Origin of the sequence: Paenibacillus sp. USDA918EY, from assembly GCF_009870825.1 — a bacterium.
Taxonomy (GTDB): Bacteria; Bacillota; Bacilli; order Paenibacillales; family Paenibacillaceae; genus Paenibacillus_AQ; species Paenibacillus_AQ albilobatus.
The window spans coordinates 807100-833535 of sequence record NZ_WTWY01000001.1 but is presented as its reverse complement, the minus strand read 5'-3'; the positions used below and the strand labels follow the sequence as shown (position 1 = coordinate 833535).

Here is a 26436-nt window from a genome sequence, read left to right as displayed (position 1 = left end):
CGAAGCAGTGCTCCTAAAATAATTCTTCGCAGTAAAACTTGCTTCGTAGCATAAGCTTAGTTTTGCGAGCAATACTTACTTGAATGTCTTCGAGCAAAAACTTGCTTCGTAAGCGCAAGCTTAGTTTTTGCGAGCAATACGTCTTGATTGTTCTTTCATGGACGCTTCCGCAAGGTGCAGTTTCACGACAAACCTGTTCGGAAGCCCCAGCGTTTTAACCAAAATTGACGCCTGCCTGCAAAATAACGTTCGCAAACGGCTTCGCCTCGCCGGTCCGGATCACGGCTTTCGCTTTCCGGGTCCGCTCTTTGAATTCTTCATGCGGGCAATGCTCGATGGCGCAGCCGGCGAATTTCTTCTCTATAAAATGAAGCGCATCCGGATTATCGCTTTTGATTTCATCCGCGAGAACGATTTTTTCGATTTCCATGTCGGATGCGATTGCATTGACGGTTTCTTCAAAACTCGGCGAACCGATCGTGAGCGCCAGATCGATTTTGGGGACGCCGTCGGGAACGGGCAGCCCCACGTCGGCGATCACGATCGTATCGGTGTGGCCGAGATCGGCCAATATTTTCGATATATGACTGTTCAAGATGCCTTGCTTTTTCATGTTACAATTGCGCCTCCACTTCTTCGCGATACGGCATGCCGCCCTGCGCGCCGAATTTCGTGACCGACAATGACGCGGCCCGGTTGGCGAAACGTACGCTGTCGTATACCGGCTTGCCTTCCGCCAACGCGACGGCGAAGGCGGCGTTAAACGTATCCCCCGCGCCCGTCGTGTCAACCGCTTCCACTTTGTACGAAGGCACGAGCACTTCGTCATTCCCGTCGAAATACCGGACACCGCGGCTGCCTTCCGTAATAAACAGCTTGTTCGGATATTGGCGCAGCGCTTCGGCGACGTTTAAATCCGGAAACAAAATGGCGGCCTCATGTTCGTTCGGCGTAATATAAGCGGCGTTATCGATAACCTCCTGCGGCAGCGGACGGGCAGGCGCGGGATTCAGCAGCAGCGGGATGCCCCGCTCTTTGCACAGCCGGCCGACATGCATCACCGTTTCCTCCGGAATCTCTTGCTGGATCATGACCATATCGGCATCGTCAAAAGCAGCCAACGATTGGTCGATATAAGCGGGCGTCACCTCATGATTCGCCGCTTTCACGACGACGATGCTGTTGTCCCCTTCGGCCAGCACGATGTGGGCGGTTCCGCTTTCCATATGTGTAACCGGTTCCACATAGTCGATAGAAACATGGTTATTTTTAAAGTTGTTTAAAATAATGTCTGCGTAATGATCGTCTCCTACGCGGCCGACCATCGTCACATTCGCCCCAAGCCGCGCCGCGGCTACGGCCTGGTTGGCTCCTTTGCCGCCTGGGACCGTTTTGAAGCTGTCTCCGAGAACCGTTTCACCGGCTCCCGGGCGCTTGGACGATGTGACGACAAGATCGATCGATGCGCTTCCTACCACAATGATTTTAGCCATACTGCTCCACCTTTCTCGTCGTATCCCGCTCCGTAAACGTCACGGGCATTTGAATCGTTTTATTGTCTACGTTTTCATTTTCGATCAATTGAATCAATAGGGAAGCCGCCGCTTTGCCCATGTCGTACGCGGGCTGCCTGATCGTCGTCAGCGCCGGGGTCAACAGCGTGCTCAGCGGAATGTCGTCAAAACCGACGATTTGCACGTCTTCCGGCACGTTTTTGCCAAGCCTGAGCGCTTCATGGAGGACCGCTGTCGCCACAATGTCGTTGCTCGCGATCACGCCGTCGGTGTCCGGATGTTTCTCGAACAGCTCCCTGGCCCAATTTCCCGCTTCCGTAAAGGAATAAGACGAGGTTGGGATGACGTTGAAAGCAATCCGCTCGCTTTTCAGCACATCGACCGCTCCTTGGTAACGGTCCTGTGCCGGCCGGATATGCTTCGGGCCTCTAATTACCGTCACCTTTTTGCTGCCGCGGGCTACGATTTCCTGGGCGGCCATCCGCCCTCCTTCCCGGCCGTCCGAATAAACGGAGGGTCGGTTGTCCGCCGTCCGGTCGAGGAATACCACCGGAATGTTCAGCTTCCGGTATGTATCGTTATCCGGATGATTCGTGGAAGCGATCACGCCGACCACGTTGTTTTGGACGAACGTTTGAATATAATCTTTTTCCTTTTTCATATTTTCATCGCTGTTGCCAAAGATAATCCGAAAATCGTTCGCCTGCATTTCGTCCTCCACCCCGCGCGCAAGCTCTGGAAAAAAGGGGTTGGTGATGTCAGGCAGCAGCAGGCCGATCAGCCTGGACTTTCGCTTATACAAGGATCTGGCGACTTCGTTTGGCGTATAATGCAGTTCCCGGATCGCGGTTTCAACTTTCTTGCGGGTATCTTCATGCACATAACCGGTTTCATTGATTACGCGCGATACCGTCGCTACCGAAACCCCGGCATGTTTGGCCACATCTCTTATCGTTGCCATCTCTATCTATCACCTCGATATGGAACCGGTTACACATTTAAAATAACACAGCCCGATTTTTTTGGCAAGCATGAATTCGCATACAAAATACGGAAATGGTCTTGCCAAGGGATCATTACTGCGCATGTGGCATGATTCATTGATACGCGTAAAAGCAATACGCTGATACATGGATAAGTCGTTTTTCCTCCGGGATTTGAAGTAGAAAACCAATCGATTAATTTTTATTGACCAGATGTCAAATCTCCTTATATAATATATTTTGTTAATATTTGTTATATTAAGGAGGCGCTTCCTTTTGCGCAGCAGAATATCTGCTCTATCACAAATAAAAATTGACACGTTAGTTAATATGATAAAAATGTCTTATTCTTTTGAAGACTGGAATGAAGCAATATCCTTGTCGGAGAGCCTGCTTGAACTTGCTCATTTGACTAAGGAGCCGGAAAAACGGTTTTCTTGTCTGGATTCAATGGAAAAACCGCCAGTTTACTACTTCGGGTACAGCTATTTAATGAAAGGCTTGGCGTTGCAAAAATTAAGATCTTATTCGGAATCAAAAGAATGCGTCAATCGTTATTCTGATCTAAGTTGGGTGGAAGATTCAAGCGAAGAGAGTCAATATTATATCGACAAATTTAAAGTTTTTGCTAAAGTAAATGCTTTAACATTGGATATATTATCGGGGAACAAAGAGAAACTTCCTGAATATCTTCATGCGCTAATGGACAACGGCGATGAAATCATCCCCGGTTTAATTACGATTATCGAATCCGCATTAGCCCATGATTTTAATGTCGACAGCGAAATCGAACAACTCACTCCCTATATTGCAAAATACAAACATCAAAATAGACCCGTTCGAATCTCTTACTATTTAACCGTCCACTATCTGTTGGCGCTGTATTATTATAAGAACCGGCAATACGCTGATGCAATAACTTATACTTTACATAATATTACATTATCTGATAAACTTAGAAATGATAAGTTTTTCAAAAAGTCTATTACACTTTTTGAATTTCTTAAAACATATGCTAATGATTCCCAAACTGCTGAGTATTCACGCATTCTCAATTCTATTTTCAAAGGAGAGATTGAAAATGAAGAAAGCTTTGATTTCAATTGTATTGCTAGGTGTTCTCAGTAGTCTTTCTGTCTTCAGCTTGGGACCGGTTCAACCGCCAATTGCCCCGCAAGACAATCACGGCGCAGACTTTTAATGATCGGAAAGCGGATTATTTCTTTGAAATAATTCGCTTTTTTAATAAATGAGGTATATTTATTTACTTGGTGCATCATCTTCTTTCGGATCTTTTTGCTTGCAAAAAAGGGAAGTAATCAGGAGGTCAAACATGGATTCCCGCAATGAAACGCCTGAAGAAAAAAGAGAACGTCTACGGCAAGAAGAATTAAAAAGCAACCCTTTTGGGGCGTTTGGCGATGGAGTCAATCGAGCTCAACATGGAAATTTAGCCGATTTAGTCGGCGGATTAGGGTGGAAGGGTACTGTAGTAATCCTCCTGGTCTTAGTCATAGGGTATATCATTTACAAATTATTGTTCTAACGCATCCATCGGGCGATCAAGCCTTTTCCAAAAAGTTAAGACCCCCTAAGCAAGATTTGCTTAGAGGGTTTTCTACGTTCAGCCTTAAAATCTGTTAAATACGGAGCGTTTACAATGTGCGTTTGCCCTGCTTCCAAACCCAAACCGACAATCTTTCCATTTTCGGCTTCAAGGAAAACCTCTCCGTTTATTCCCCCCGCAAATGCGAATCCAACCACGGCAGCAAAACCGGCAGCACATGCTTCGCCTGCATCGCTCCCGTATGATCGAGACCGTCCAAAATCCGGACATCCCACCCCGCTTCCGTCAGCTCATCTTTGTATCGGATCAAAGGAGAAACGATATCTACCGTTACATCCCCCCACTTCTCTCCGTATTCAATGCGGTCTTTGCTCCCTGCAAAACAAAGCCGCGGGCATGTCAGGCGGGAAAGGGCCGTCCGATCGTCAAAATCCCGCAAATGCTCATACAACGTCACAAACTGCCGCGTTTGCAGTTCGCTCATGGACACTTCGACGTTGGCCCAGTCATATTCCCCGGAACGCTCCCCCCATTCGGTCGTTTGCGCCGTTTCGCTTGGGTGGTTACCGGAAGCATTGGCGGTCGACATTTCATGTGTCGCCATCGTTACCTTCAGCATTTCTTCGTACGGACCATCGACCGGAGGATAACCACCCATTACGAGCGCGGAAAGCCGACCGGTGCGGAGCGCAAGCTGCAGCCCGCTGAGGGCAAGCCAGGAATAACCGTAATAAGCGAAGCTTTCTGCACCCGCCGCATCGGCGATCCGGAGAAAATCGGCGGCGATATGCTCAGGCGTCAGCGTGTCCGCTTTTGGCACTTGAAGGACATGCCCTTCATAGTCAAAAGCAATGACGCGGTAAGTCCGGCTCAGCCCTTCGATTAGCGTACGTCCAAGCGCCGGATCGGCTCCCCATTTTCTCATTTCATCGGCTTGCGGCCCTTCGATCGGAACCGGATTGACGGGGAGCAAAATAGCCGGCCCCTCCCCTTCGATCACGACATCGATTCCGCTTCCATCAAGCAGTCGTACGTTCATATCTATCCCACTCCTTACCCGTTTTCTCCCGCAAACTTGTATGTTCCCGATTCAAGCTTGCCGATCAGCTTCAGCGTACCCGACAGTTCATTTTCCACATACTGTTCCCATATTCCGACCAGCTCCGGATGTTTGGAAGGTTCGGACGGCGCTTCCTCCGTTGGCAGCGTGCGCAAAAAGGCTGCGGATTCTTTCAAAGCGGACGCCCGGCGTTCAAGCAGCCCCATAACCTCCCGTCTCGGCAGCATGTCCATAAAGGCGATCCCGACGGCAAACGTCTGGATTTCAAAGCTTTGCAGCGCCGCTCTCAGCAAGGTTTCGAATTCGGTTTTCCCCTGCTCGGTGACGCTGTATTCCGTACGGGAAGGTCCGAGCTTGACCTGCGGATCGGAAGTCTCCGTCCGGGTCAGCCCTTGGGCTTCGAGCTTTTCCAGGGCATGGTAAATCGATCCCGGTTTGACGTTTGTCCACGTTTCGGCACGCCAGGAGGTCAGATCGTTGTACACCCCGTAACCGTGGCTGACGCCTCTTCGTAAAATGGAACCTAATACAAGCAATCGTACCGTTGACATCAAAGCGACTCCCTCCGTTGATTTCATATTGATCTTAACGCAAACGATATCACTAGTCAAATTTGAATAGCTGTTTATCACAAAAAAATACCCCCGAAATCAAAAATAATTTGATCTTCAGGGGCGACACGGGCTATGCCCATTCAATTCGAACGGATTTGCCTTGAGGTGAACCTTCAAATTCCAGAAAAACCGTCTGCGTTTCTGCGTCATAATCAAAGACTACGGCATCCTCATCCACATACGCTTTGAGCGGCTGACGCGGGACCCGCGCCCGGACGCTGACCCGGATTCCTTCCGGAGATTCGGCCATCCAACGAAGTTCCCGATCCGAATAAACTTCTTCCCGGATTCTGGAGGAAGCGGCCAATATCCGCGGCTGAAGGCGGTCTCCCGCATCATAATCCAAATCGTAAAGCAGCATGTTTCCGTTTGGCTTTAGTTCCACGCGTTTGGCCAAAGGCAGTTTGGCATCAAACAACCGAATAAACGAACCTTCCAGCACGACTGATGCGTCAGAACCGGTTTCATCCAAAACATGGAGAATCCGATAAGGGCCGCGCTGGATTTCAAGAACGCGGTTTTCCTTAAACTCTTCCTCCGCACCGAGAAATACAAGCGCTTCTTTTAAACGGAACAGAACCCGATCCGCGCCATCGGAAGTTTCGGCAAAATCGGCCGGATGCTTCCGCTCATAGATGACCGCCCCGCTGCCAACTTGGTGCATTCCTTCTTCCGGGTGGCGCCCGAGTCCCAGCGTTTCGAACAAATGCTCCTCCGGACGTCCGTAAGCGCCGCGCCGCGTTTCCCGTTTCCACCATTCCCGAACGTGATGGTAAGGATCGCTTCCATCCCCTGCGTAGACGAGAACGCCGCCCTCCTGAACCCACTGCGCCAGCACCTGATGAATGCCGGGATGCTCCGGCTTCATGAACTCGTAGCTCAAAAGCAATATTCTGTAGTCGTCGAGATACCCTGGAAAATGCAACAAGTTATCGTATTGCAGCGGCCGGACCGGCACTCCGAATTTGAGCAGCGGGAGCGCAAGCCCGTAAAACGGCGACCAATCGAGCAGCTTCCTTTCTTTTGCGGTTAATGCGTCATCCGCTTCGGTACCGTCGTACCGCGAACCGGAGGCATCCTGTTTTTCTTCGGGAATATCCACGTCTCCCCGTTGGAACATCGCCGAATTGGCCAGGCATAAGCCGATGCCTGCCGCCGAGGGTCCATGCGTATCCGCATCGTATTTATGCATTTCGCCGAGCATGTGTATCACCGTCATCAGCTGCGTTGCGTACCGGCCGGGAATCGCTTCCTTGCCGCTACCGTCCTCTTTCGGATAACTTCCCTCGAAAACGCGGTACGGCCAAGGACAAACCTCATATTGGCTGACGCCCGGATGGAGCAGCGACGCGGTCACGGTCGCCAAGTAATTTTGCTCGTAATCCGCCCAAGTATGGCGCGGGTTATCTTCGATCGGGTCATGCAGAAACCACATCTCGCGTCCCGTTCCACGGGTCAGCTCCTGCATCATGCCGTATTCCAGATAGGCGGTCTCGAACGTCCGCTCCCGGCGCACGCCCCGGTAAACATTCGGCGTTCGGCTTGTACCGGTCCAAATCTGGGCGATAAAGCCGTCGCAGGAAGGCATCGATACAAACTGCGCCTCGGGGCTGACGATCCGCCACTGGGTATAGTTGATCAAACTGTGCGTCGGGATGTAAAAGCGTACGGTCCGGCCGTAGGTTGCGAGCGCGTATTCCTTCATTGCGCTGCAAATCCGGTCCATCGCGCGATAATACATCGCCGCCTTCAGCTTGGAAGCACGGTACTGCGCGTCATGGGAAGCATGCGGCGGGATCCATTCTTCTCCGTAAACGTTCAGCCATTCCCTTTTGAACGCTTCGGCATATCCGGCCGCCGCCCAAAATTCGGGCTCTTCCATATGGATCGCTTCCACGCCGGCATCGATCGCCTTTTTGATATGCGTGGACAGGTAATCGGCAAAAGACACGGTCGGGACCATATAAGGAACGTCCACATTATGAAGCAGATGTTTGCCGGTGCGGACCGCTTGCGCCTCATCCCAATGATTCCGGCCGTCGAACCGGCCGTACAAATAATCCTGGTATTCACCCCAAGCCACGCCCGTCATGAGATGGACGGTATATCCGGCCTTTTTCCAGCCTTCGATCCGATCGGGCAAATCATCCGAAATGCCGTATACCATCACAAAATCGGTGCGCAGATCGTATTTCGGCCCGTAGGGCCGCGCTTCCTGAAACCCCGTCCATTCCGGTGCCGCTTTTGCTGATCGTTTCAACGTTTTCCCTCCTTAGTTCGGTACACCAAGCTCGACGACTTCTTTCCCTTTCAATTCCTCGGTTCACGAATTTCATCGCGTCGTCGTACCGTTTCTTTTGATTTGATTCGCTGAGATCGTACCTGCCGTTTTCCTGCAGAATGTTTACAGACTTTGGAATTATAATATAATATATATTTGCTATATTCAATATATATGTTTACGAAAAAAAGCAGGCTTTCGCCTGCATGCACTGTTTTTTTCGGCTCGGTTATAAGACTTCTGGAGTCGGCGTGGGCGGCGCATATTTGCCCGTGGAATAGGTTTGGTCGATGATCGCGCGGATTTCCTTCAGCGATTTTCCTTGCTTGCTCAGTTCCGACACGGTCATGGCGGTCTCGACGCATATGCCGCAGCGTGTGCCATGGTCGTCCCAAACGACGCTGCCGTCATCCGGATTCATTTCTTTGATAAAACAATTCAAATTGCTTTTATGCCCGGCACTTTCGCCGCAGCCGCAGTAACAAGGAATGGACGACAACATGTCCTTCACGCCGGCGGCCGTGCTATAGGCCGTTTTCAGCATCGGGTCGAGCGGATCCAGAAACGTCGGAAGCTTGTCCGTTCCCGCGGTTTTTTCCTGCAAATCCCCGTTTGCGGCAAACGTCTGATGCGCGTCTGCATGTTTATCCGAAGTCTCGGCTTCCTTGGCTCCGCATCCCGCCAGCAGCATGCCGGAAAGGACGACGCTTAGAACGGTAATACGTGTTTTCTTGCCCAACATCAATCTCTCCTTCAACAAGTGATCCTTTGAAAAACGTTTCAATTTTAACTTTGCCCGGCGTATTCCATGGGATCGTACCGCGCAAATCTTCCAATCTTCACCATCGAAATTTTATGCATGATACCGTTTACCACGCGAGCTTTCTTTTTCTTATCTGTAATCATTTCGTTTAAGCGTTACTTTTGCTATAATTGGGAGCATAAGCGTAATTCGCAAGCCGATAGAAAGGTGATTAATCCATGGAACAGTCCATCAATCCGATTGAAGAATGCGATGCAACCTGCATGGGTTCGGAAGCCGAACTAAATCAAATCAAGGAAGGACTGATCAACGATCAGGCCGCCTCGCAGGTTGCGGACTGGTTTAAGGCTTTTAGCGATCCCACCCGCGTGAAGCTGATTGATGCGCTTCTGCAGCGGGAGCTGTGTGTGCATGACCTCACGGTTCTTCTTGGCATGGGACAATCCGCCGTCTCGCACCAGCTGCGGTATTTGCGCAATTTGCGCATCGTTAAACGCCGCAAGGAAGGGAAAACCGTCTTTTATTCGCTTGACGATACACATATCGAACAAATTTTCGTGCAAACGCTGCAGCACACCCAGCACGGGTGAAGGCAAAAGAAACGGCTCTCCCGATCCAGGGAGGGCTTTTTTCTTCGCTGCGGTTTCTTACCCATTATAAGCCAAAATGGCTATCCGGATGGATGGAAATCATGAACTTTTACCGATAATTTTCCTATTGTTAAAAAGAGAAAAAACAGCCCGATCCGAAGGCAGCGGCTCATCAACCGCCCCTGCTTCGGAAAAACGGCTGTTTTTCCGTTTATTCCGGCTTGTTTCCGGCATTCGGATCCGGTTTGAACGTATTGTTAAAATCCGTATATTTCAGCTCCGTCACCATGCCTGCCGCCGCGTGATGCAAATCATGGCAGTGGAACATCCAATCTCCCGGGTTGTTGGCCTCGAAGGCGACGACGTACTCTTCTCCGGGTTTGACGTTTAACGTGTCTTTATATTCGGCGGCTCCGCCGAGCGGTTTTCCGTTTTTGCTCAACACCTGGAAGGTATGCCCGTGCAAATGCATCGGATGGTCTTCATTCGCCGACGAGTTCACGAAACGAACCTTCACCTTATCGCCCGTCTTCACCTTTACCGGATCGGTATCCGGAAAAACTTTGCCGTTGATGGTATACACCATTTCCCCGTTCCGGTGAGCGGTGCCCAAATCCATCGTATATTCGAGATTGTACCGGTCGGTGAGCGAAAATTTGCCTTTTGCCGGCTTCCCGTATTCCGCCATGTTCACCGTCCCGAGGGTTTGGTCCGGGTCATCTTGCACCTGATTTTTCTGTGAATCCGAAGCATTGTCGTATTGAATCGCGATTCTCATGTTTTTGGCGGCTGGATTATCGTTATGCTCGTCAAGCAGCCACATTCCGGGATGATTCGCTTCGAATTCGATGTCGTAACGCTCCCCGGGCGCAATCGCAAGCAGTTTGTTGTCTGCCCATTCGGGGTTTGCGATCCGGTTGCCGTCCGTCGCGACGATCCGGTAGCGGTGCCCCTGCAAATGCAGGGAGTGGCTCATATAGCCCGCGTTAATCAGCCGCAGGCGCACGATTTCACCTTTCTTCACGTTCAACGGCTGGGATGCCGGATACGTTTTGCCGTTGATCGTGTATACATTATACATGCTCATGTCATGCCCCTTCGATGCCTCGCCTTCCTGACCGGTGCCCATGTCGTGGCCGGCAGACGGTTCGTTTTTATGGCCGGTGTCCATGTCCATGCCCTGCATGTCTTGTCCCATATCCATGCCCTTCATATCCATGACGGACATGTGCATATCGTTTCCATCGCGGCCGGACATCCCCTCCTCCTTGCCGTTGGAGGCTTGGCCGTTTTCCATTTCCATACCGCCGCTCATCCATTCATCCAGCATCAGCGTATAATCCCGATCGACGACGTCCTCATCGCTCTCGACGACAAAAGATCCGTAGAGCCCCATATCGACCTGCTTCACGCTGTCCTGGTGCGAATGATACCAATAGGTTCCCGGAACCGTCGCTTTGAAGGTATACGTAAAGCTTTTGCCCGGAGCGATGGCATCTTGGCTGACGCCAGGAATGCCGTCCATTTCAAAAGGTACCGGATATCCGTGCACATGCAAGGAAACTGGAACCTTTAGCGTATTTTTTAATGTAATTTTCACCGTTTCCCCTTGTTTCACTCTGATCTGCGGACCAGGCACCGAATTGTTGAACGTCCAAACCGGCAGCTTTTTGCCTTGTCCGACGTCCAGCGTACTTTCCTGCGCGGTTAGCGTCACATCCCGCCCATCCACCCGGCTTGGCGGATCGGTTTCAAGTGCCGTCTGCGTCAATCCGCTTCCTGAGGCGGCCTTGTCGGAAGCATGGGAACCATGCATGTCCGCTTGCTTGCCTCCGGCGCAGCCTGCCAGGATCAGCGGCAAGGATATCGTTCCGGCAAAAACCGCTTTTTTGACCGTTGAAAATGTGTTCATGCCGAACACCCCTCCTTTTTTTCATTGCTCCTTCCTATTGTAGCCAACAAATATGTAGAAACATGGCGCCGCAGCTTCACATTTCCTTCACTATTTTCAGAAAACGAACGGATATGGGATGGATTTGAGAAAAGAGCGATTTTACGGGGAGATGAATCTAAAGCCCATAGTAACGGCCCACTTCAGCTATAATCATTTTCTCCAACCCATGGGAGCCGCCGGATTGCTATGATAATCAGGGTATCTTTTTTTCGGAAGGAAACATGGGATGAATACCGATTCCCGCCGCATGGAGGAAAAAAGCTTGTTTTCGATTGAATGCAAAGATGTGTTTTTAAGGGAGTGGATCCCCTCGGATCTGGATCGGTTCCATTCGCTGACCTGGCAGCCCGAGATTTACGAATTTTTGCCCGGGTGGAACGTATCCAAAAAACAACGGCAGGATTGGTTAACCCATTACGAAATTCCGGAGAACAAAAAGTTTCTCGGCGCCGTATCGGAAGGCGGAAACGTCGGGGATCTTCGTTTACGGCTTGGAATCGTATGGAAGGAATCCGGGGAATTGATCGGTTGGTGCTGCACGGGAATGAAAGAGGAACTGCCTGCGCCGAACCGGGAAATCGTATATGCGATCTCGAAAGATCACCGGGGAAAGGGATATGCGGCACAAGCCGTTCAAGGATTGGTCACCTATTTATTCGAAGAAACGGACGTCGATGTCCTGAATGCGCTCGCTCTCTTACGCAACATACCGTCTAACAGGGTCCTTGAAAAATGCGGTTTTCGTTTCCAACGCGACATCACGATCGATGGCGAATGTTACCACTGGTATACACGCGAAAAGGAATCCCGGACTTGATGTCCGTCGGGGGCAATGTTGGTGACGTTCGTTTTCGCAAAATAATGAGCAAAAAACGGTAAAAAATCCGCGCAGCTGCGCGGATTTTCGCTTTTGGCACGAGGCGGTGCTATTTCTTCAGCGGGCCGGCCTCGTCGACCCATACCGTGAACTCCCCGAACGGTTTGCGTTTGCCCTGCGGCGCCTGCCCTTCGGCTGGCACGCCCAAATAGATGAAACCTAACACTTTGTCTTTTTCGCCGAGCCCGAAATGTTCGTTCATCTTGGCGTGATAGGCCGGTGCCCCGGTTCTCCAGATCGCGCCAAGACCAAGCCCGTGGGCTTCGAGCAGCATATTTTGAATCGCCGCAAACACGGCGCCGTATTCTTCCAGCTCAATGACTTTATCATGCTCGGAAGGAGTCACGGCTACGGTAATGACAACCGGCGCGCGGAACGGCTTCATTCTGGCCGCTTCGGCTGCCGCTGCGGCTTCCGGCGAGGATGGGTCGGCAGCGCTTGCGAGCGCGACATCAGCCAAAGCTTCCCCAAGCACCTTCCGTCCTTCGCCTCTCAGCACAAAAAACCGCCACGGTTCGGTCATTTTATGATTTGGCGCCCATGTTCCGGCCTCCAGGATTTGCTCGATGTGCGAAACCGGGATGTCCTCTTCGGTCACTTTCCCGATGCTCCGGCGCGTACGAATGGCTTCCGAAATGTTCATGTTTCGTTCCCTCTCTCCAATTAAGAATCTTTCTCAATGAGTTCATTGTACCAAAAAATCCGGCGAATTGCCTGATTATCCGAGATCGATATGCGCAAAATGATCGGCTAACAACAAACCGCCACCCTTGCAAACAAACGGGCGGTTCGTCTGCTCCTACGGTTTCCTGTTTCCGAAGCGAAATTGGTACACGTACGTCCCGCTTATGTTTTCCGCCATGCAAACCAGAACGGGCTCATCCTTTTTCCACTGCAGCATGCGGACATATCCCGGATCGCTGTACACTGTGGTTTCATCCACAAGCCGATCCCCCTTCACTCTGGCGGCCATAAGCTTGAATTGGCCATCTGCAGTACGCATGGAATAAGCCGCCCCATCCCCATTCGTGTTTGCAGCTACATTTTGGAAGCTGCCCTGTTTGACCAGCCGGAGTCCCTGCTGCCCGTCCCACTTAAAAATACCTTCCTGTCCGTTCATTCGGCCGGAAACGAGAAGCGACCCGCTGCCAAGCGTGGAGAAGTCGTACACCTCCCCTTCTGCAAGCTTGCTGACGTCGCCGGAGGCAGGGACGATCGACAGAAGCACGCCCTGATCCGGCTGACCGATCGAAGGCAGCGAAACGTAGATACGGCTTTGGTCCGGGGAGGCGACCCATTTCACCATGCTCAAATCATTTTTGGGGATGTCCGTGCCGGATGAGCTCAGTCTGGCAACGGTACGGGTTTGGCCCGTGTCCAAATCCCGAAGCAAAATGTCCAAACCCAACAGTTCCAAACTGTGCCGGTCATCCGGCATGGCGATGGGGAGCGGCCAATCCTGCCAGGAGCGGATGATCTTTTTCTGAACGATATCGTAATATACGATATACGGTACATCGCCAACCGAATACGTGATGTACACCGCTTTTGTTCCATCCGCTGATGCGATAGCGTTCTGCACAGGCTCGTTGGGTTGATAGACCTCCGATCCGCCTGTCGCCAAATCAATGAAATGGAGGCCCGTGCCGTCGGCGGACCGGATATCTTTTAACCAGTATAGCAGCGCATTGCTTGTTGGCAGCAGCTGAGCTTGTTTAACCTGCTCCGAAATCTGCTGTTTGACCACGCTTTCCACCCGGAATCCGGCCATTGGGGGTTCGGCGAACAAAGCCGGGTCCATAACGACGGTTTTTTCCTTATTCAGCGAATGGGTATACAGCTCGACCATGCCAAGAAAAGCTGCCGTGACAAACCCCATGAAAGCTGCAAGCCAAACGATGCGGAGAAAGGGATAACGCCGCCTGCTTCCTAGCTTCGACATGCTCATCCCTCCCCCATTTCAATGATGACTTGCGTACCGGCACTCCGTGTGCTGGCAAGCTTAACCGACCCGCCATGTTTTTCGGCGATGGCCTTCACAAGGGCGAGACCGAGCCCGGCGCTGCCCCGCTCCCTTTCCTGAGACTCGCCGGATACCCGATAAAAAGGCTCGAAAACATGCTCAATATGCTCCTCCGCGATCCCCTTGCCTTGATCCGATACGAAAATCGTCACCTTGCCCGTATCCGTCTTCTTCAGGGATACCGTCACCGTCGAATCAACGCCCCCGTACTTGACCGCGTTATCAACGACATTAATCAGCATCTCCCGCAGCTTTTCCCGGTCTCCCCGATAATTAAAATCCGCACCGGTTTCGCATCGGATATCGATCTTGTATTTTCTCGCCTTCACAGTCATATCTGTGCACACCTCCCTGACCAATGCAGGCAGATTTACTTGTTCATACCGGTAATCCGATTGTCTGGAGGCCGCGGTGGACATTTCCAGAATTTGAACCACCTTATCATTCAGCCTGCGGCTTTCATCCATAATGTACTTTATCCCTTTATCGAAAAAAGGCTTGTCATGAAATCCGTTCTCCCTCATCGTCTGCGCATATCCGCTAATGATGGTCAGCGGCGTCTTGAGTTCATGGGTGACGTTGTCAAAAAACGTTTTGCTCATTTTCTGCGTTTTCAAAAGCGTATCCCGCTCCCTTTTGATCACGTCCATCTGCTCTTCTATTTTCTCGGCCATCCGGTGAAAAGCCCGCGCCAAATCACCGATTTCATCCGTTCTGCGATTGAATGGCAGCGGTTCATAACGCCCGTTCGAAAAATCCTTCAAGCTCCCCGACAGTCTGCCGATCGGCCCGGTCAGGCGGCTGGATAAAAACACGGCCGTGATGAAGACCAGGGCAAAAATAGCCGCCGCAATCCATTTCACCGCAAAAAGAAACCGGTTTGTAAAATCATGCAAAGCCGCATTGTCTTTAACGACGCGAACCACCCCGATGACTGCCCCATTCGCCAGGACCGGACTGGATAAGCTGATGGTGGAATCAGCCCCCGACTGGCTGACGACATATGAAATCCCCCCCTGCAGCGCGCCCGAAAAATCCGATGTGTCCGGTATCGGACCATTCAAATCGGACAAGCTTTTTCCCTTCGAATCATAGATCGACACGGTGCTGCCTACAGCTGAGCCGAGTTCTTTGACCAGTCCATCCGCTTCTGTATGGAAAGAGCCTGCGCTCAGAACCATGTTTCGGGTCAGGAAATATTGTTTCAAATAAAGATCTACCGTTTTTTTCGTCTGCACCATGTCCCGGTCGATGAGGCGCGAGACGTTCTGTTCGGTAATTTTGACGGACACCAGCAGGAGGGACAAGAGCCCAATAAATATAACCAATGTGAATGAAAGCAGCATTTTGTACCTTATGGTAAGCCTTATGCGTCCGAATAAGTTCATGGCATCCGGTAGCCGACGCCGAAGACGGTATCGATGATGGCTGCATCCAGCTTTTTGCGGAGCCGCTGCACATGAATGTCCACCGTTCTTGTGTCGCCTGCGAATTCGTAACCCCACACCTTATCGAGCAATTGGGATCTTGTAAACACCATGCCCCTATGCTCCGCCAAAAACATCAGCAAATCGAATTCCCTGTTCTTCAGCACGACTTTTTCTCCTTCCTTTTTCACTTCGCGCTGCCTCTTTCCGATCTCGATTGAATCATAAATACGAATCATGCCTTCGCCCTCTGGATGATCCAATTGTCCCATGACCTGCTCAATCCGCCGGAAAACAGCCTTGATCCGCACGATCACTTCCCGGATATCAAACGGTTTGGTGACGTAATCATCCGCCCCCAGCTCCATCCCCAGCAGCTTGTCCACAATATCGGATTTGGCGGTCAGCATGATGATCGGGATATTCCAATTTTCTGTCGACGCAATCCGGCAAATATCGAAGCCGCTCATATCCGGCAGCATCAGATCCAGCAATATCAAATCCGGACGATTCGCACGGATGAGCTCCGCAGCCTCTTCCCCTTTTCCCGTACTGACAACGGCATACCCTTCTTTCTCCAAATTATATGCAAGCAGCTCCGCAATCGGAGCTTCGTCTTCCACAATGAATATTTTCTGCTTCCCCATGATCCATCCTCCGTCACGCAAATGAAGTTTCCTATCTATCTTAGCACGTGTCCCTGTACGGAAATCAATTGATCTGAAGTGTCCGCCGAGATTTTACATTTTGGATACAAGTCGGCAGTATTCCGGATACATCGACAGAAAGCGCGGAAACATCCGTCCTATACACTTCCGTTATGACCAGCGTGGAATCATGATTCCCCGACTTTCCAACAAAGGAGATAGAACACATTGAAAAAAGCAATATTGATCTTTGCCGTTGCGGCATGCCTTCTGAGTGCCTGCGGCAAACCTGCGGACACGGCTGCCGTGAAACAAGACGTACAGAAGGAAAAGCAAAACAGTGCGGGCAGCAGCGAAGCATCCCTTCAGAACAGCGGGGAAATCACCGCCTCCACCCCCACGGTAAGCGGAAGAAGCAACTCGAGTAACGCGGACAAGGGGACAAGCCCTTCAGGGAAAAATGGAGCCGGTGATATCCAAACCGTCGCCAATCCCACCTCCACAGACGTGCTCGTAAACAAGCAGCATAAGCTGCCGGAGAACTATGCGCCGGACGACCTCGTATATCCGAACGTACGCTTTACGTTTAAAGAGAAGATCGAAAAGCGCATGATGCGGAAAGAGGCTGCGCAGGCTCTCGAAAAATTGTTCAAAGCTGCGGACAAGGACGGTCTGCCGCTCGCAGGAGTATCCGCTTACCGTTCCCACAAGAGACAAAAGGCGATTTTTGAAGCCTACGTCCAAAAGGACGGCGAAGAAAAAGCACGAACTTATAGCGCTTATCCAGGCACCAGCGAGCATGAAACCGGTCTCGCCATCGACGTGACCAAATCGGACGGCAGCTGCGCGGCGACGGGTTGCTTTGCCGGCACGCCGGAAGCGAAATGGCTTGCGGAGCATGCGCATGAATTTGGCTTTATCATTCGATACCCGAAAGGAAAAGAAAATATTACGGGCTACAGTTACGAGCCTTGGCATCTCCGTTATGTGGGTCAGCCCGCGGCCGATGACATGTTCAAAAATGATCTTACATTCGAGGAATATGCGGAACAACTCCGGGTCGCCTCCGGTTCCTAGGCTAATCACTGCCGGTTCATGATTACTAGCCGCAATTGAAGCCAAAAAAACACCATCATCTTCTGTTAAAGAGAGATGATGGTGTTTTAGTCGAGCGCTTGTTGTTTTGTACTCCTAAACTGGCAGTTCTCGCCCAAAAACCGCTTTCTTACCGGAACTCAACCATCAAGTCGAAACCCTCGGGGGCTTCCGTTTCGATTTCGACATGCGGCGGTGCAGCGATGGAAAGCAGGAGCCGCTCCTTCCCTTCGACCCGCCAGGAAACGTCGATTCGCCCGCCATCCGGATGCGGCACGGAACCCGCAGCATGTTCCAGGCCGCATGGCTGCGGAGCCACTCTGACCTTGGACCAACCCGGGCTCGCTCCCTGAACGCCAAGGATATAGGCCCCAAGAAAATAGACAGGACCGGCGGACCAGGCATGGCAGTGGCTACGGGTCAGCATTCTCGGATCCTCGAACAATCCGCTCCATGGATACATTTCCCAACACGCCGTAGCGCCGTTTTCGATCATGATGCCGTAGCTCGCACGCATATCGCTGACTAAAACATCCATCCTTCCCATTTTCGCCAGAGCCTCATAATAAAAGAAAGACATAAACGGGCTTCCGATCTTTACGAAGGACTGCGGCGGCGAAAGGATATGGGCTGTGATCTTCTGTAATCGCTCCCCTTCAGCAATATCGCATAAATAAGCCACGACTTGCGTTTGGGCGCTGAGCGTTTCCGAGAAGCCGCCGTCACGGCGGATGCAGTCGGCGTACGCCTGCCTCGTCCCATCCCAAAGATACGCATTGATCAAGGTTTTCAGCTTCGCGGCTTCTTCACGAAAACGCTCGGAGCCCTCCTGATCGCCGGCTATAGCTCCGATTTCGGACGCATGGCACAACGTTCTGCGCAAAAACATGTTCTGCGGGGCGACCACGCCTGCATGCGGCTGCTCGAACGGAGCCCAGTCCAGTAGATTCCAGCCGTCGAACGAGAACAGTCCCTTTTCGTCGATCAGCTTCAAATATTGTTCCATCGTCCGTTTTACGTGAGGCCAAATCCCGGACAGGAACGAATCGCGGCCGGTATAATGGTAATATTCGAGGCATGCCGTCACCCAAAAAAAGGTCCAGTTCGGAATCACGCTGTTCCAGCCGCTTGGAACCTGATCGGCGTATAACGGCGTTTGGCATTCGGAGCCCGGAACAAGCTTCAGGCAGCGCTCAACGATGTCTTTCGACCCAAATGCATAATAGCCGACCAGCGCCTCGTTTCGAGCATCGCCGACCCAATAGGCCTGCTCGTAAGCCGGACAATCGACGAACGTATCTTCCATGCACAGGCGGGTCGTATCTCGGCTGATTCTCCATATTTCATTCAGCAGCGCGTCGCTGCTTTGGAAACTGCCGATGTTCGCTACCGGGAAGTTGCTTTGAATCATCTTCACCTCATACAGGCGCACGGGACGAGCGGCTTCACGGACGGTGAGCGCCAGATAACGGAGCCCGCGGCGGATATAAGAAGTATAAGACTTCCTGCCTTCGCGGCAGCGGTATCGGAGCGTATTGTCCAACTGGTAAGTATGCTGCCTCCAGCCATCCTTCATAAATTCGAAGCCGTACAAGTCGATGACGGTTCCGGCGGCGGCATCCACTTCGAATGCGAGATATCCCGACAGCTCTCTTCCAAAATCAATGACGATTTCGGTGTCCATATCCTCAAGCACGGGCAGGACGGCGGCATCCGGGCTCGCGACAACGGCCTGCTGCAAAGATGCCGGCATCGGCAGCTTCGTTTCGGCTTTTTTCCATACGCACGCAGCGAACACGTCATTCCGGTTAATGAACGGGGTATCAACAGGACGTATCCAGGCTTCGAACGGCTTCAGGTCGGAAACGGAAGCTGCCTGAAGAATCGATAGATAATCCGGATGTTGGCGGTTCAGTTCTCTCGTCGGCTGATGGTCAACGATCGCCACCGCATCAAACGGACCGATGAGGCTGAACTCCGGCGTATGCGGCTTCACTCCCGATTCTCCAGCCACTGCAGCGCGTTTCTCGGCCTTCACGGCAGCCGATACGCCTCCCTCCAATGCTTCGTCCTCCGGCACACCAACGGCTTGCAGCCGGAACGGCACCTCGGAGTCGAAGCCGATATGGAAACCATGCCCGTGGCTCACGCCGGTTACGTCCATCAGAAGAAGATGTTCTCCGCCTTTCAAAGCGACGGTCAAATAGCGTTCAGGATGTTTCCCGGCATAATCCTTGGATTCGTACAGGTGTCCGTCGATTCGAATAAGCGGGTCGATGCGCCCCGAGTCGGGAATGCCGATGGTGAAATCCCCCGCTTCCGCCAAGGTCACCCGCGCCGCCAAATACGCGCAAAAGGCGGTATTGTTTGCATGATAACCGCTGTTTGGCGACATCATGCCGTACAGGTCGATGACCGCTCCCCAAGCAGAAGGCTGAACGCCGGACATGCTTTCGACCCTTGACGGATAAATCGGCTCCTCCGTCAGGAAGGGGATGTCCCTGGGCACGAGCCCCGTCCACGGCTCCACACCCACTGGCCCGATGACCGAAGCTTGCTCCCAGCCGCTGTCGTCATAAGCCGCCGTAACCCAGCGGTCATCCCACTTTCCGGCATCCACGATTTCGGTAAAAGCCATCTGGCAGGAAATGCGCGAGGAATTTGCGTCATGCCCTTGGTGGACCGCGGTTTTCCACGAGGCGTCCGTCACGAGGCTCCATGCCGCCGCATGTTGGCTGGCAGGACCCGGACCTTCATCTGCATTTTGCATATCCAGCTGCAGCAAAAGTCCGCCGCGTCCCCGTATGTATTGAAACGTGGAGATGCCGTAATGCATGACCAGCACGGCAATGACGCATTCTTTTTCCGCCTTCAGCAGATGGCCGATCTCGTATTCGTCATAAGCCCAGGCGGACGGCCACGAACGGACGGGCCCCCGCCCAATCGGTTTGCCATCGACGTAGAGCACATATCGGGAATCGGCGCTAATGCGCAAGCTGGCCGAGCGAACGGGACTCCCCGGCGTGAAGGTGCGGCGGAAGCAGCGCCATTCGTTTCTGGGGCTCGGTTCGCCGCTCCCCCAAATCCAGGCTGCTTGCCATTCCGGCACTATGGATTGGCTCATGAATAACTCCCCTTCCAATTCCTTTGCAGATCTCCAGATCATTGCTTATGGAATATCACTATTATTCATGAAAGCCTTGTATGAAAGAAGGGGGATTCGAAGCAATAAACGGGGGGATTCCGACATATATTCCAAACTGCCCGGACGGTTGCCCGCGCCCGCCATCCCGCAGCAGTCATTCTATCCGGATAAGGCCTGATTAAAGCGCTGCACGAACATCATTTTTCAATAAAAAAGAACGCCTCTTCCCCCAAGGAGATGATGCGCTCTTCTCGTATTCCGATCATACGTTTTCGAACGTGAATCTTTTTATCACTGTTTTACTTTCAAAACCCGCATTGCGTTTAACACCGCCAAAAGCGTGACGCCTACGTCGGAAAATACAGCCTCCCACATCGTGGCGATCCCGAACGCGCCCAAGAGCAGGAAGATGCCTTTCACGCCCAAAGCGAAAATAATGTTCTGCCATACAATCGCGCGCGTACGTCCTGCAATCCGGATCGCCGTCCCCACCTTGGACGGCTCATCTGTCATGATGACGACATCCGCGGCTTCGATCGCCGCATCCGAACCGAGCCCTCCCATCGCGATGCCGACGTCGGCCCGGGCAAGCACCGGCGTGTCGTTGATGCCGTCGCCGACGAAGACGATTTTTTCTTTCGGGGATTTTTTGGCGTCCAGCTTTTCGATCTCTTCGACCTTATGCTGCGGCAGGAGTTCGGCGTGAATTTCGTCCAGGCCTAGCGAGCGCCCCACCGCTTCTCCGACGGCTTTCGCGTCTCCCGTCAGCATGACGGTCGTTTTTCCCATCTGCTTGAGGTTGCGTACCGCCTCCGCGGCGTCCTCTTTTACTTCATCCGATATCGCGATGTATCCGGCATATTCGCCATGAAGGCCAATATGGACGATGGTACCGGCAGCCTCCGGCTTGATATAGGTTATCGATTCCCGTTCCATGAGCTTCGCGTTTCCGGCCAATACTTCCCGGCCGTCCACTTGGACTTGAACGCCATGACCGGAGATTTCGTTATAACCCTCAACACGCGTCTCATCCAATTCTTTTCCATACGCCGCCCGGATGGACTCCGCAATCGGATGGGTCGAATGGGATTCTGTATAAGCGGCGATTTCCAGCAGTCCCTGTTCGTCTAGTCCTTCGAGAACCGGATGAACTTCCGTCACCTTGAATGCGCCTTTCGTAAGGGTTCCGGTTTTATCGAAAACGACATATTTGACGTCGTTCAGCGCTTCGAGATAGTTGCTTCCTTTGATCAAAATGCCCGATTTGGAAGCGGCGCCGATCCCGCCGAAAAATCCGAGCGGAATCGAAACCACCAGGGCGCAAGGACAAGAAATGACGAGAAAGATCAGTGCCCGGTAGATCCAATCCGAAAATGCCGCTCCCTGAATGACCAAAGGAGGCACCAGCGCCAGCAGCACGGCCACGATCACGACCACCGGCGTGTAATACCTTGCGAATTTGGTGATGAACTTCTCGGTAGGCGCTTTTTTGCTGCTTGCGTTTTGCACGAGGTCCAAAATTTTCGCGACCGTCGATTCGCCGAAATCCTTGGTCACTTCAATCGTCAATACGCCGTTTTTATTGATGAATCCGCTCAAAACCTCCTGGCCCGCCGAAATTCCGCGCGGAACCGATTCTCCGGTTAATGCCGACGTATCCACCATCGAGTTTCCCTCGATGACGATCCCGTCCAGCGGCACCTTCTCTCCCGGCTTCACGACGATGTGATCGCCAACCCGCACTTCTTCGGGAGCCACTCGTTTCGTTTCGCCGCCGGCCTGCAAATTCGCGTAGTCCGGACGCAAATCCATCATCGCGCTGATCGATTTTCGGGAGCGGTTTACGGCAATGCCCTGGAACATCTCGCCCAGTTGATAGAACAGCATGACGGCGACGCCTTCAGGATACTGCCCGACGGCAAAAGCGCCGATCGTCGCCAGCGACATGAGGAAATATTCGTCGAAAACCTGTCCGCGGATGATGTTTTTGACCGCTTGAAAGACGATATCTCCTCCGGCAACGAGATAGGCAACCAGAAAAATGGCCAGCTCTGCGTATGCGTTGACTTGCAAAAACATGCCCGCCGCGGTCAGCGCCGCGCCAATGACCAGCCGCGCAGCCATCGTCTTCGTTCCGCCGCTGCCATGATCGTGGCTGTGCGAATGCCCTTTCTCGCGGGTCTCTCCATGTGCATGATCGTGACCATGGCCGTGCCCGTCATGCGTATGCGCATGGCTGTGGCCGGTGGAGGTCCGGTGCCCTCCCATCGGTTGATCCAGAACGTTGATGTGAGGTTCGAGCTTTTTGATTTTATGTTTAACTTTGGAAATCAGCTCGTCGTCTTCCTTGTCGGTTTCGTAGGTGAGCGTTTGTTTGACGAAATTGACGGAGCAGGAGGTGATGCCCTCCATTTTTTTCACGCCGTCTTCAATTTTCATGGCACAGTTCGCGCAATCCAAGCCTTCCAGCACGAGTTCCCGTCTCACTTTTACGGTTGCCTCAGCCATCGTACATGCCTCCGATCCAAACTGCAAATATAATATGAGCATATGTTCATGTATCAATCTTGTTAAGCACATTATATTCACTCTACCGGGGAGATGTCAATGAAATTGAACCTAAAATACGTATCATTGGCAAAAAAAACCGCGTTTATACGCGGTTTTTGCAGTACCGTCAAATGATTGGCGGTTTCGTGTCATTCGATTTTCGTTTGGCGTCTACCGTTACCTTAACGGAAAATGCCAAAATCATGGCAGCGATTAAACACAGTTGCATACCGGTAAAACCCAGCCACCAAGCTTCATCCGGAGCGCCGCCAAGCAGCGAAGCGGCAAACCATCCGATCGAAAGCCAGAGCACCGATACGACAAAATGATACCCGCTGAACATTCGGTCCGTGCGTCGAAGCTGGAATGTGACGACGGCGGCGGATACAACCGCGGATGCGATACTTGAAGCTCCCCCGCCATCGAAGAAAACGCGAAGCAAGTTCCATATTCCATAACCTGCGGCGAGCCAGGCCAATGCCGCGTTGGCGTAGGCCGCCCACGGCTTGCGGTATTTCAAGCATTTATAAACGGGAATCATAGCCCCGATAATCGCACCCAAAATCAGGCCCTCCGTTCCACCCGTAAAATACAGCAACGATCGCGGCGAACGGATGACGCTATGCGGATCGAACACGATAACGCTGAATTTCCAGACCAATATGCCGATCAAAAGGGCCGTCACCAGGTCATCCATCAACGGCTTTCGACGGTCAGGCTCCAATCGTTTTGTCAGAAAAAAAGGAACCGCATACCCTGCCGCAGCGGCTGCCGCCAGCATAAGCAGCGAAAGTTTCAGCATGAACGGTCCGATCATGACGACTTGCACAGGAAAGCTCCCCCCATTCGTATATTCTATATACGTTGAACCCATGTTTTGTGCGGATGAAGGCAGCCGGGTCAGCTCGCGCCTGATTTTACAAAAAAGACCTGGCGGCAGCGCCAGGTCTGATTTCATCACGTCTTATGAACGGCAGCATACGCCGCAGTTCAATGCAGCTTTTCCGTTGCGGGGCGCATAAATTCGCAAAAAGCCGTACCGTTTCAGCATACGCGCCGCCTTTTTGATCTGGCGGTTATTCTCCGCCAGGATGAGCACAGGTTCCTCGGACGTTAAATGCGAATGATGTACATAAGGCAGTCTTCCGATGGAAATATTGATCGATCCGGGAACATGGTGCTTGATGTAGTCGGCAGCGTCTCGGACATCAAGCATTTGCAGATCCTGCCTGTTCTCCCGTTGAGCGTTCAGCTCTTCGGAACTGATGAAGGTCAATCCATTCACCGGCCGCAGCTCCCTTACCGCCCATAATACAACCACTACGGCAAGCGCGGCGAACAACACCCACAGCATCGATACACGCTCCTCCTTCTAGGGAATGTGAAGCTTTTCATTCATGAAAGGTCGGACGCTTTCCCTGTAGTGGTCCGACTTATCTTCACTGACCGCTTGGCGCGGACAATTTCCATTTTTGTTTTCATACCCTTTGGGGTATAGACCGATTATAGGTTCCATCGGCGCAAAAGTCAATCAGGATGAAACCCCGTCCGCCACGGCGTTTTCCGCAATCCGGAGCTGTTGGGTCGCAAATTCCCTGTACATCGGATGGCTTTCGACCAGCTCCTGATGCGTTCCCACGCCCGTAATATGGCCTTTTTCGATAAAAAGAATTTGATCCGCGTCCACGACCGTCGACAGACGGTGGGCAATGACCAGCGTTGTGCGCCCTTTCATCAGGTTTTGCAGCGCTTTTTGCACGAAAACCTCCGATTGGCTGTCCAGGCTCGACGTCGCTTCGTCCAGCATCAAAATTTGCGGGTCGCGCAAAAGCGCCCGGGCAATGGAAATCCGCTGGCGCTGCCCTCCGGACAGCTTGATGCCGCGTTCCCCGACCTCTGTTGCGTATCCTTCCGGCAGCTCATCGATAAAAATGTCGGCGTAAGCCATATGGGCCGCATGCCGAAGTTCCTCGTCGGTCACCTCGCGATCCATGCCGTAACATATGTTGTCGCGGATCGTTCCGGCGACAATCGGGCTTTCCTGAGGAACATAACCGATTTGCCGGCGCCAAGACTCCAGCGAATACCCGCTGACATCTTCCCCGCCGACGAGGATCACGCCGCTGTCCGGGAGATAAAACCGTTCGATGACGGAAAACAGCGTCGTTTTTCCGCCCCCGCTCGGGCCGACGACGGCGGTCACTTTCCCCGGCTCAAGCGTGAAGCTGATATCGTGAAGGACGGTATCGCCCTTTTCGTACGAAAAATAGACGTGTTCTAACCGGATCGTTTGGACCGGGCCGGCCAACGTCTTGCCTTCTTTGACGTTTTCCTGGCGATCCTCAAGAATGCTGACGATCCGTTCCGTTGCCCCGACCGATTTTTGCAATTGGGTAAAAAACATCGTAATCTGGTTCATCGGCATGACGATCTGTACCAAATACAAAATAAACGCGACCAAATCGCCCGCGGAAAGCGCGCCGCTGGATACCCTCATTCCGCCATAACCGATAATAAGCACCATAAGACCCATCATGACGAAAGAAATGATCGGGCCGATAAACGCCTGGATTTTGCCTTCGCGGATCCCGAGCTTGAGCAGGCCCCGAATGGCGTCGTCCCCCATCGCGTTTTCCCGTTCCTCGGCATTGGACGCTTTGACAAGGCGGATTTCGGACAGCACCTGATTCAGGATCGTCGTAAAACCGGCGGTTTCATCCTGCAGACGGCGGGAAATATGAAGCATGATCCGGCCCAGCGGAACAAGCACGGCCGCGGTAACGGGAATCGCCGCCAGGATGATCAGCGTCATTTTCCAATCGAGAAGAAGCAAAATGACGATCGCCCCGACCATCGAAATGACCCCGTTAAAAAATCCCGTGACATGCTCGGAGACAAGCCCTTTCAGCACGGCCGTATCGTTGGTCATCCGGCTGATCGTGTCGCCAGTCCGGTGATTGTCGTAGTATGGAATCGTCAGCTTCAGCAGCTTTCTCCAAAGGCGTTCGCGAAGTTTGGCTACAACTTCCTGACCGAGGCGGTTCAGCAAATAAATCGAAATCCCGCCCGCGACGGCGGAAGCGACGAAGCTGACGATCAGCATGACGATTTGGGCCGGCTTGATGCTGTCCGACGTGAAGCTGTCGACGAGCCCCTTCGTGAAAAGCGGCACCACGAGACTGACCAAGGTCGATATAACGCTTAAAATGACGGCCACGGAAAGCATCCATGCAGACGGTTTCGTTTCGCGGACCAAACGCACGAACGCCTTCCAGTTCCCTTTTTGATAACCTTCTTTCATTCGATGATTGCCCCTATCCAATTGTATTTTTTTATAAGTTCCCAA

The 26436-nt window shown here is 52.3% G+C and carries 22 protein-coding genes; 5 read left to right on the top strand and 17 right to left on the bottom strand.

Annotated features, from left to right (window positions below; all coding sequences use genetic code 11):
- Positions 1-214 precede the first annotated feature (214 nt).
- The 3 genes from rbsD to GQY55_RS03760 are packed head-to-tail and all read right to left on the bottom strand — an operon-like array spanning position 215 to position 2475.
- Positions 215-613: a D-ribose pyranase gene (gene rbsD, locus GQY55_RS03770; protein ID WP_160038216.1), complete on the bottom strand. Its 399-nt coding sequence runs from the start codon at positions 611-613 to the stop codon at positions 215-217.
- A gap of 1 nt (position 614) precedes the next feature.
- Positions 615-1493 carry a ribokinase gene (rbsK, locus tag GQY55_RS03765; protein WP_160038214.1) on the bottom strand — a complete coding sequence of 293 codons (879 nt, stop codon included), beginning with the start codon at positions 1491-1493 and terminating at the stop codon, positions 615-617.
- Positions 1486-2475: a LacI family DNA-binding transcriptional regulator gene (locus tag GQY55_RS03760; RefSeq protein WP_160038212.1), complete on the bottom strand. Its 990-nt coding sequence runs from the start codon at positions 2473-2475 to the stop codon at positions 1486-1488. The genes rbsK and GQY55_RS03760 overlap by 8 nt, the downstream gene beginning before the upstream one ends.
- Positions 2476-2773: 298 nt before the next feature.
- Here GQY55_RS03760 and GQY55_RS03755 point away from each other — a divergent pair, with 298 nt between their 5' ends.
- Positions 2774-3625: a hypothetical protein gene (locus GQY55_RS03755; RefSeq protein ID WP_160038210.1), complete on the top strand. Its 852-nt coding sequence runs from the start codon at positions 2774-2776 to the stop codon at positions 3623-3625.
- Between the two features lie 205 nt (positions 3626-3830).
- Positions 3831-4043 carry a DUF6366 family protein gene (locus tag GQY55_RS03750; RefSeq protein ID WP_160038208.1) on the top strand — a complete coding sequence of 71 codons (213 nt, stop codon included), beginning with the start codon at positions 3831-3833 and terminating at the stop codon, positions 4041-4043.
- A gap of 187 nt (positions 4044-4230) precedes the next feature.
- Here GQY55_RS03750 and GQY55_RS03745 read toward each other — a convergent pair whose 3' ends face one another.
- The 4 genes from GQY55_RS03745 to GQY55_RS03730 form a co-directional block, all read right to left on the bottom strand.
- Positions 4231-5103, bottom strand: coding sequence for an alpha/beta fold hydrolase (locus GQY55_RS03745; protein ID WP_160038206.1), 873 nt, complete (start codon positions 5101-5103; stop codon positions 4231-4233).
- 14 nt (positions 5104-5117) lie between these two features.
- Positions 5118-5675: a PadR family transcriptional regulator gene (locus GQY55_RS03740; protein WP_160038204.1), complete on the bottom strand. Its 558-nt coding sequence runs from the start codon at positions 5673-5675 to the stop codon at positions 5118-5120.
- Between the two features lie 133 nt (positions 5676-5808).
- Positions 5809-7998, bottom strand: coding sequence for a hypothetical protein (locus tag GQY55_RS03735; protein WP_160038202.1), 2190 nt, complete (start codon positions 7996-7998; stop codon positions 5809-5811).
- Positions 7999-8248: 250 nt separating this feature from the next.
- Positions 8249-8761, bottom strand: coding sequence for a PCYCGC motif-containing (lipo)protein (locus tag GQY55_RS03730; RefSeq protein ID WP_160038200.1), 513 nt, complete (start codon positions 8759-8761; stop codon positions 8249-8251).
- A 239-nt stretch (positions 8762-9000) separates the two neighbouring features.
- Between GQY55_RS03730 and GQY55_RS03725 the strand changes: the two genes are divergently transcribed.
- Positions 9001-9372 carry an ArsR/SmtB family transcription factor gene (locus GQY55_RS03725; protein WP_160038198.1) on the top strand — a complete coding sequence of 124 codons (372 nt, stop codon included), beginning with the start codon at positions 9001-9003 and terminating at the stop codon, positions 9370-9372.
- Positions 9373-9583: 211 nt separating this feature from the next.
- Here the strand turns inward: GQY55_RS03725 and GQY55_RS03720 are convergent, their stop codons facing one another.
- The gene (locus GQY55_RS03720; protein ID WP_201452080.1) at positions 9584-11284 is read right to left on the bottom strand and encodes a multicopper oxidase family protein; all 1701 of its coding nucleotides are present in this window, start codon (positions 11282-11284) and stop codon (positions 9584-9586) included.
- Positions 11285-11552: 268 nt separating this feature from the next.
- Between GQY55_RS03720 and GQY55_RS03715 the strand changes: the two genes are divergently transcribed.
- Entirely contained in the window at positions 11553-12143 is a 591-nt protein-coding gene (locus GQY55_RS03715) for a GNAT family N-acetyltransferase (protein ID WP_236575388.1), read from the top strand.
- A gap of 109 nt (positions 12144-12252) precedes the next feature.
- Here the strand turns inward: GQY55_RS03715 and GQY55_RS03710 are convergent, their stop codons facing one another.
- The 4 genes from GQY55_RS03710 to GQY55_RS03695 form a co-directional block, all read right to left on the bottom strand.
- The gene (locus tag GQY55_RS03710; RefSeq protein WP_160038196.1) at positions 12253-12846 is read right to left on the bottom strand and encodes a nitroreductase family protein; all 594 of its coding nucleotides are present in this window, start codon (positions 12844-12846) and stop codon (positions 12253-12255) included.
- A 156-nt stretch (positions 12847-13002) separates the two neighbouring features.
- On the bottom strand, positions 13003-14145 hold the full coding sequence (locus GQY55_RS03705) for a hypothetical protein (RefSeq protein WP_160038195.1): 1143 nt from the start codon (positions 14143-14145) through the stop codon (positions 13003-13005).
- A gap of 2 nt (positions 14146-14147) precedes the next feature.
- Positions 14148-15554 carry a sensor histidine kinase gene (locus GQY55_RS03700; protein WP_236575387.1) on the bottom strand — a complete coding sequence of 469 codons (1407 nt, stop codon included), beginning with the start codon at positions 15552-15554 and terminating at the stop codon, positions 14148-14150.
- A 56-nt stretch (positions 15555-15610) separates the two neighbouring features.
- Entirely contained in the window at positions 15611-16300 is a 690-nt protein-coding gene (locus GQY55_RS03695) for a response regulator transcription factor (RefSeq protein ID WP_160038193.1), read from the bottom strand.
- 228 nt (positions 16301-16528) lie between these two features.
- Between GQY55_RS03695 and GQY55_RS03690 the strand changes: the two genes are divergently transcribed.
- Positions 16529-17377 (top strand): M15 family metallopeptidase, encoded by an 849-nt coding sequence (locus tag GQY55_RS03690; RefSeq protein ID WP_160038192.1) that lies wholly within the window; start codon positions 16529-16531, stop codon positions 17375-17377.
- 148 nt (positions 17378-17525) lie between these two features.
- On the opposite strand, the gene GQY55_RS03685 is transcribed toward GQY55_RS03690, so the two are convergent.
- The 5 genes from GQY55_RS03685 to GQY55_RS03665 form a co-directional block, all read right to left on the bottom strand.
- Positions 17526-20519: a family 78 glycoside hydrolase catalytic domain gene (locus GQY55_RS03685; RefSeq protein ID WP_160038191.1), complete on the bottom strand. Its 2994-nt coding sequence runs from the start codon at positions 20517-20519 to the stop codon at positions 17526-17528.
- Positions 20520-20831: 312 nt separating this feature from the next.
- Positions 20832-23048, bottom strand: coding sequence for a heavy metal translocating P-type ATPase (locus tag GQY55_RS03680; RefSeq protein ID WP_160038190.1), 2217 nt, complete (start codon positions 23046-23048; stop codon positions 20832-20834).
- A gap of 169 nt (positions 23049-23217) precedes the next feature.
- Positions 23218-23919 (bottom strand): hypothetical protein, encoded by a 702-nt coding sequence (locus GQY55_RS03675; protein WP_160038189.1) that lies wholly within the window; start codon positions 23917-23919, stop codon positions 23218-23220.
- Between the two features lie 135 nt (positions 23920-24054).
- Positions 24055-24444 (bottom strand): rhodanese-like domain-containing protein, encoded by a 390-nt coding sequence (locus GQY55_RS03670; protein ID WP_160038188.1) that lies wholly within the window; start codon positions 24442-24444, stop codon positions 24055-24057.
- Positions 24445-24621: 177 nt separating this feature from the next.
- The gene (locus GQY55_RS03665) at positions 24622-26391 is read right to left on the bottom strand and encodes an ABC transporter ATP-binding protein (RefSeq protein WP_160038185.1); all 1770 of its coding nucleotides are present in this window, start codon (positions 26389-26391) and stop codon (positions 24622-24624) included.
- Between the last annotated feature and the right edge of the window lie 45 nt (positions 26392-26436).

Coding starts and splice junctions, on each gene's coding strand:
- rbsD (WP_160038216.1), bottom strand. CDS start 613: ATGAAAAAGCAAGGCATCTTGAACAGTCATATATCGAAAATATTGGCC.
- rbsK (WP_160038214.1), bottom strand. CDS start 1,493: ATGGCTAAAATCATTGTGGTAGGAAGCGCATCGATCGATCTTGTCGTC.
- GQY55_RS03760 (WP_160038212.1), bottom strand. CDS start 2,475: ATGGCAACGATAAGAGATGTGGCCAAACATGCCGGGGTTTCGGTAGCG.
- GQY55_RS03750 (WP_160038208.1), top strand. CDS start 3,831: ATGGATTCCCGCAATGAAACGCCTGAAGAAAAAAGAGAACGTCTACGG.
- GQY55_RS03745 (WP_160038206.1), bottom strand. CDS start 5,103: ATGAACGTACGACTGCTTGATGGAAGCGGAATCGATGTCGTGATCGAA.
- GQY55_RS03740 (WP_160038204.1), bottom strand. CDS start 5,675: ATGTCAACGGTACGATTGCTTGTATTAGGTTCCATTTTACGAAGAGGC.
- GQY55_RS03730 (WP_160038200.1), bottom strand. CDS start 8,761: ATGTTGGGCAAGAAAACACGTATTACCGTTCTAAGCGTCGTCCTTTCC.
- GQY55_RS03725 (WP_160038198.1), top strand. CDS start 9,001: ATGGAACAGTCCATCAATCCGATTGAAGAATGCGATGCAACCTGCATG.
- GQY55_RS03720 (WP_201452080.1), bottom strand. CDS start 11,284: ATGAACACATTTTCAACGGTCAAAAAAGCGGTTTTTGCCGGAACGATA.
- GQY55_RS03715 (WP_236575388.1), top strand. CDS start 11,553: ATGAATACCGATTCCCGCCGCATGGAGGAAAAAAGCTTGTTTTCGATT.
- GQY55_RS03710 (WP_160038196.1), bottom strand. CDS start 12,846: ATGAACATTTCGGAAGCCATTCGTACGCGCCGGAGCATCGGGAAAGTG.
- GQY55_RS03705 (WP_160038195.1), bottom strand. CDS start 14,145: ATGTCGAAGCTAGGAAGCAGGCGGCGTTATCCCTTTCTCCGCATCGTT.
- GQY55_RS03695 (WP_160038193.1), bottom strand. CDS start 16,300: ATGGGGAAGCAGAAAATATTCATTGTGGAAGACGAAGCTCCGATTGCG.
- GQY55_RS03685 (WP_160038191.1), bottom strand. CDS start 20,519: ATGAGCCAATCCATAGTGCCGGAATGGCAAGCAGCCTGGATTTGGGGG.
- GQY55_RS03680 (WP_160038190.1), bottom strand. CDS start 23,048: ATGGCTGAGGCAACCGTAAAAGTGAGACGGGAACTCGTGCTGGAAGGC.
- GQY55_RS03670 (WP_160038188.1), bottom strand. CDS start 24,444: ATGCTGTGGGTGTTGTTCGCCGCGCTTGCCGTAGTGGTTGTATTATGG.
- GQY55_RS03665 (WP_160038185.1), bottom strand. CDS start 26,391: ATGAAAGAAGGTTATCAAAAAGGGAACTGGAAGGCGTTCGTGCGTTTG.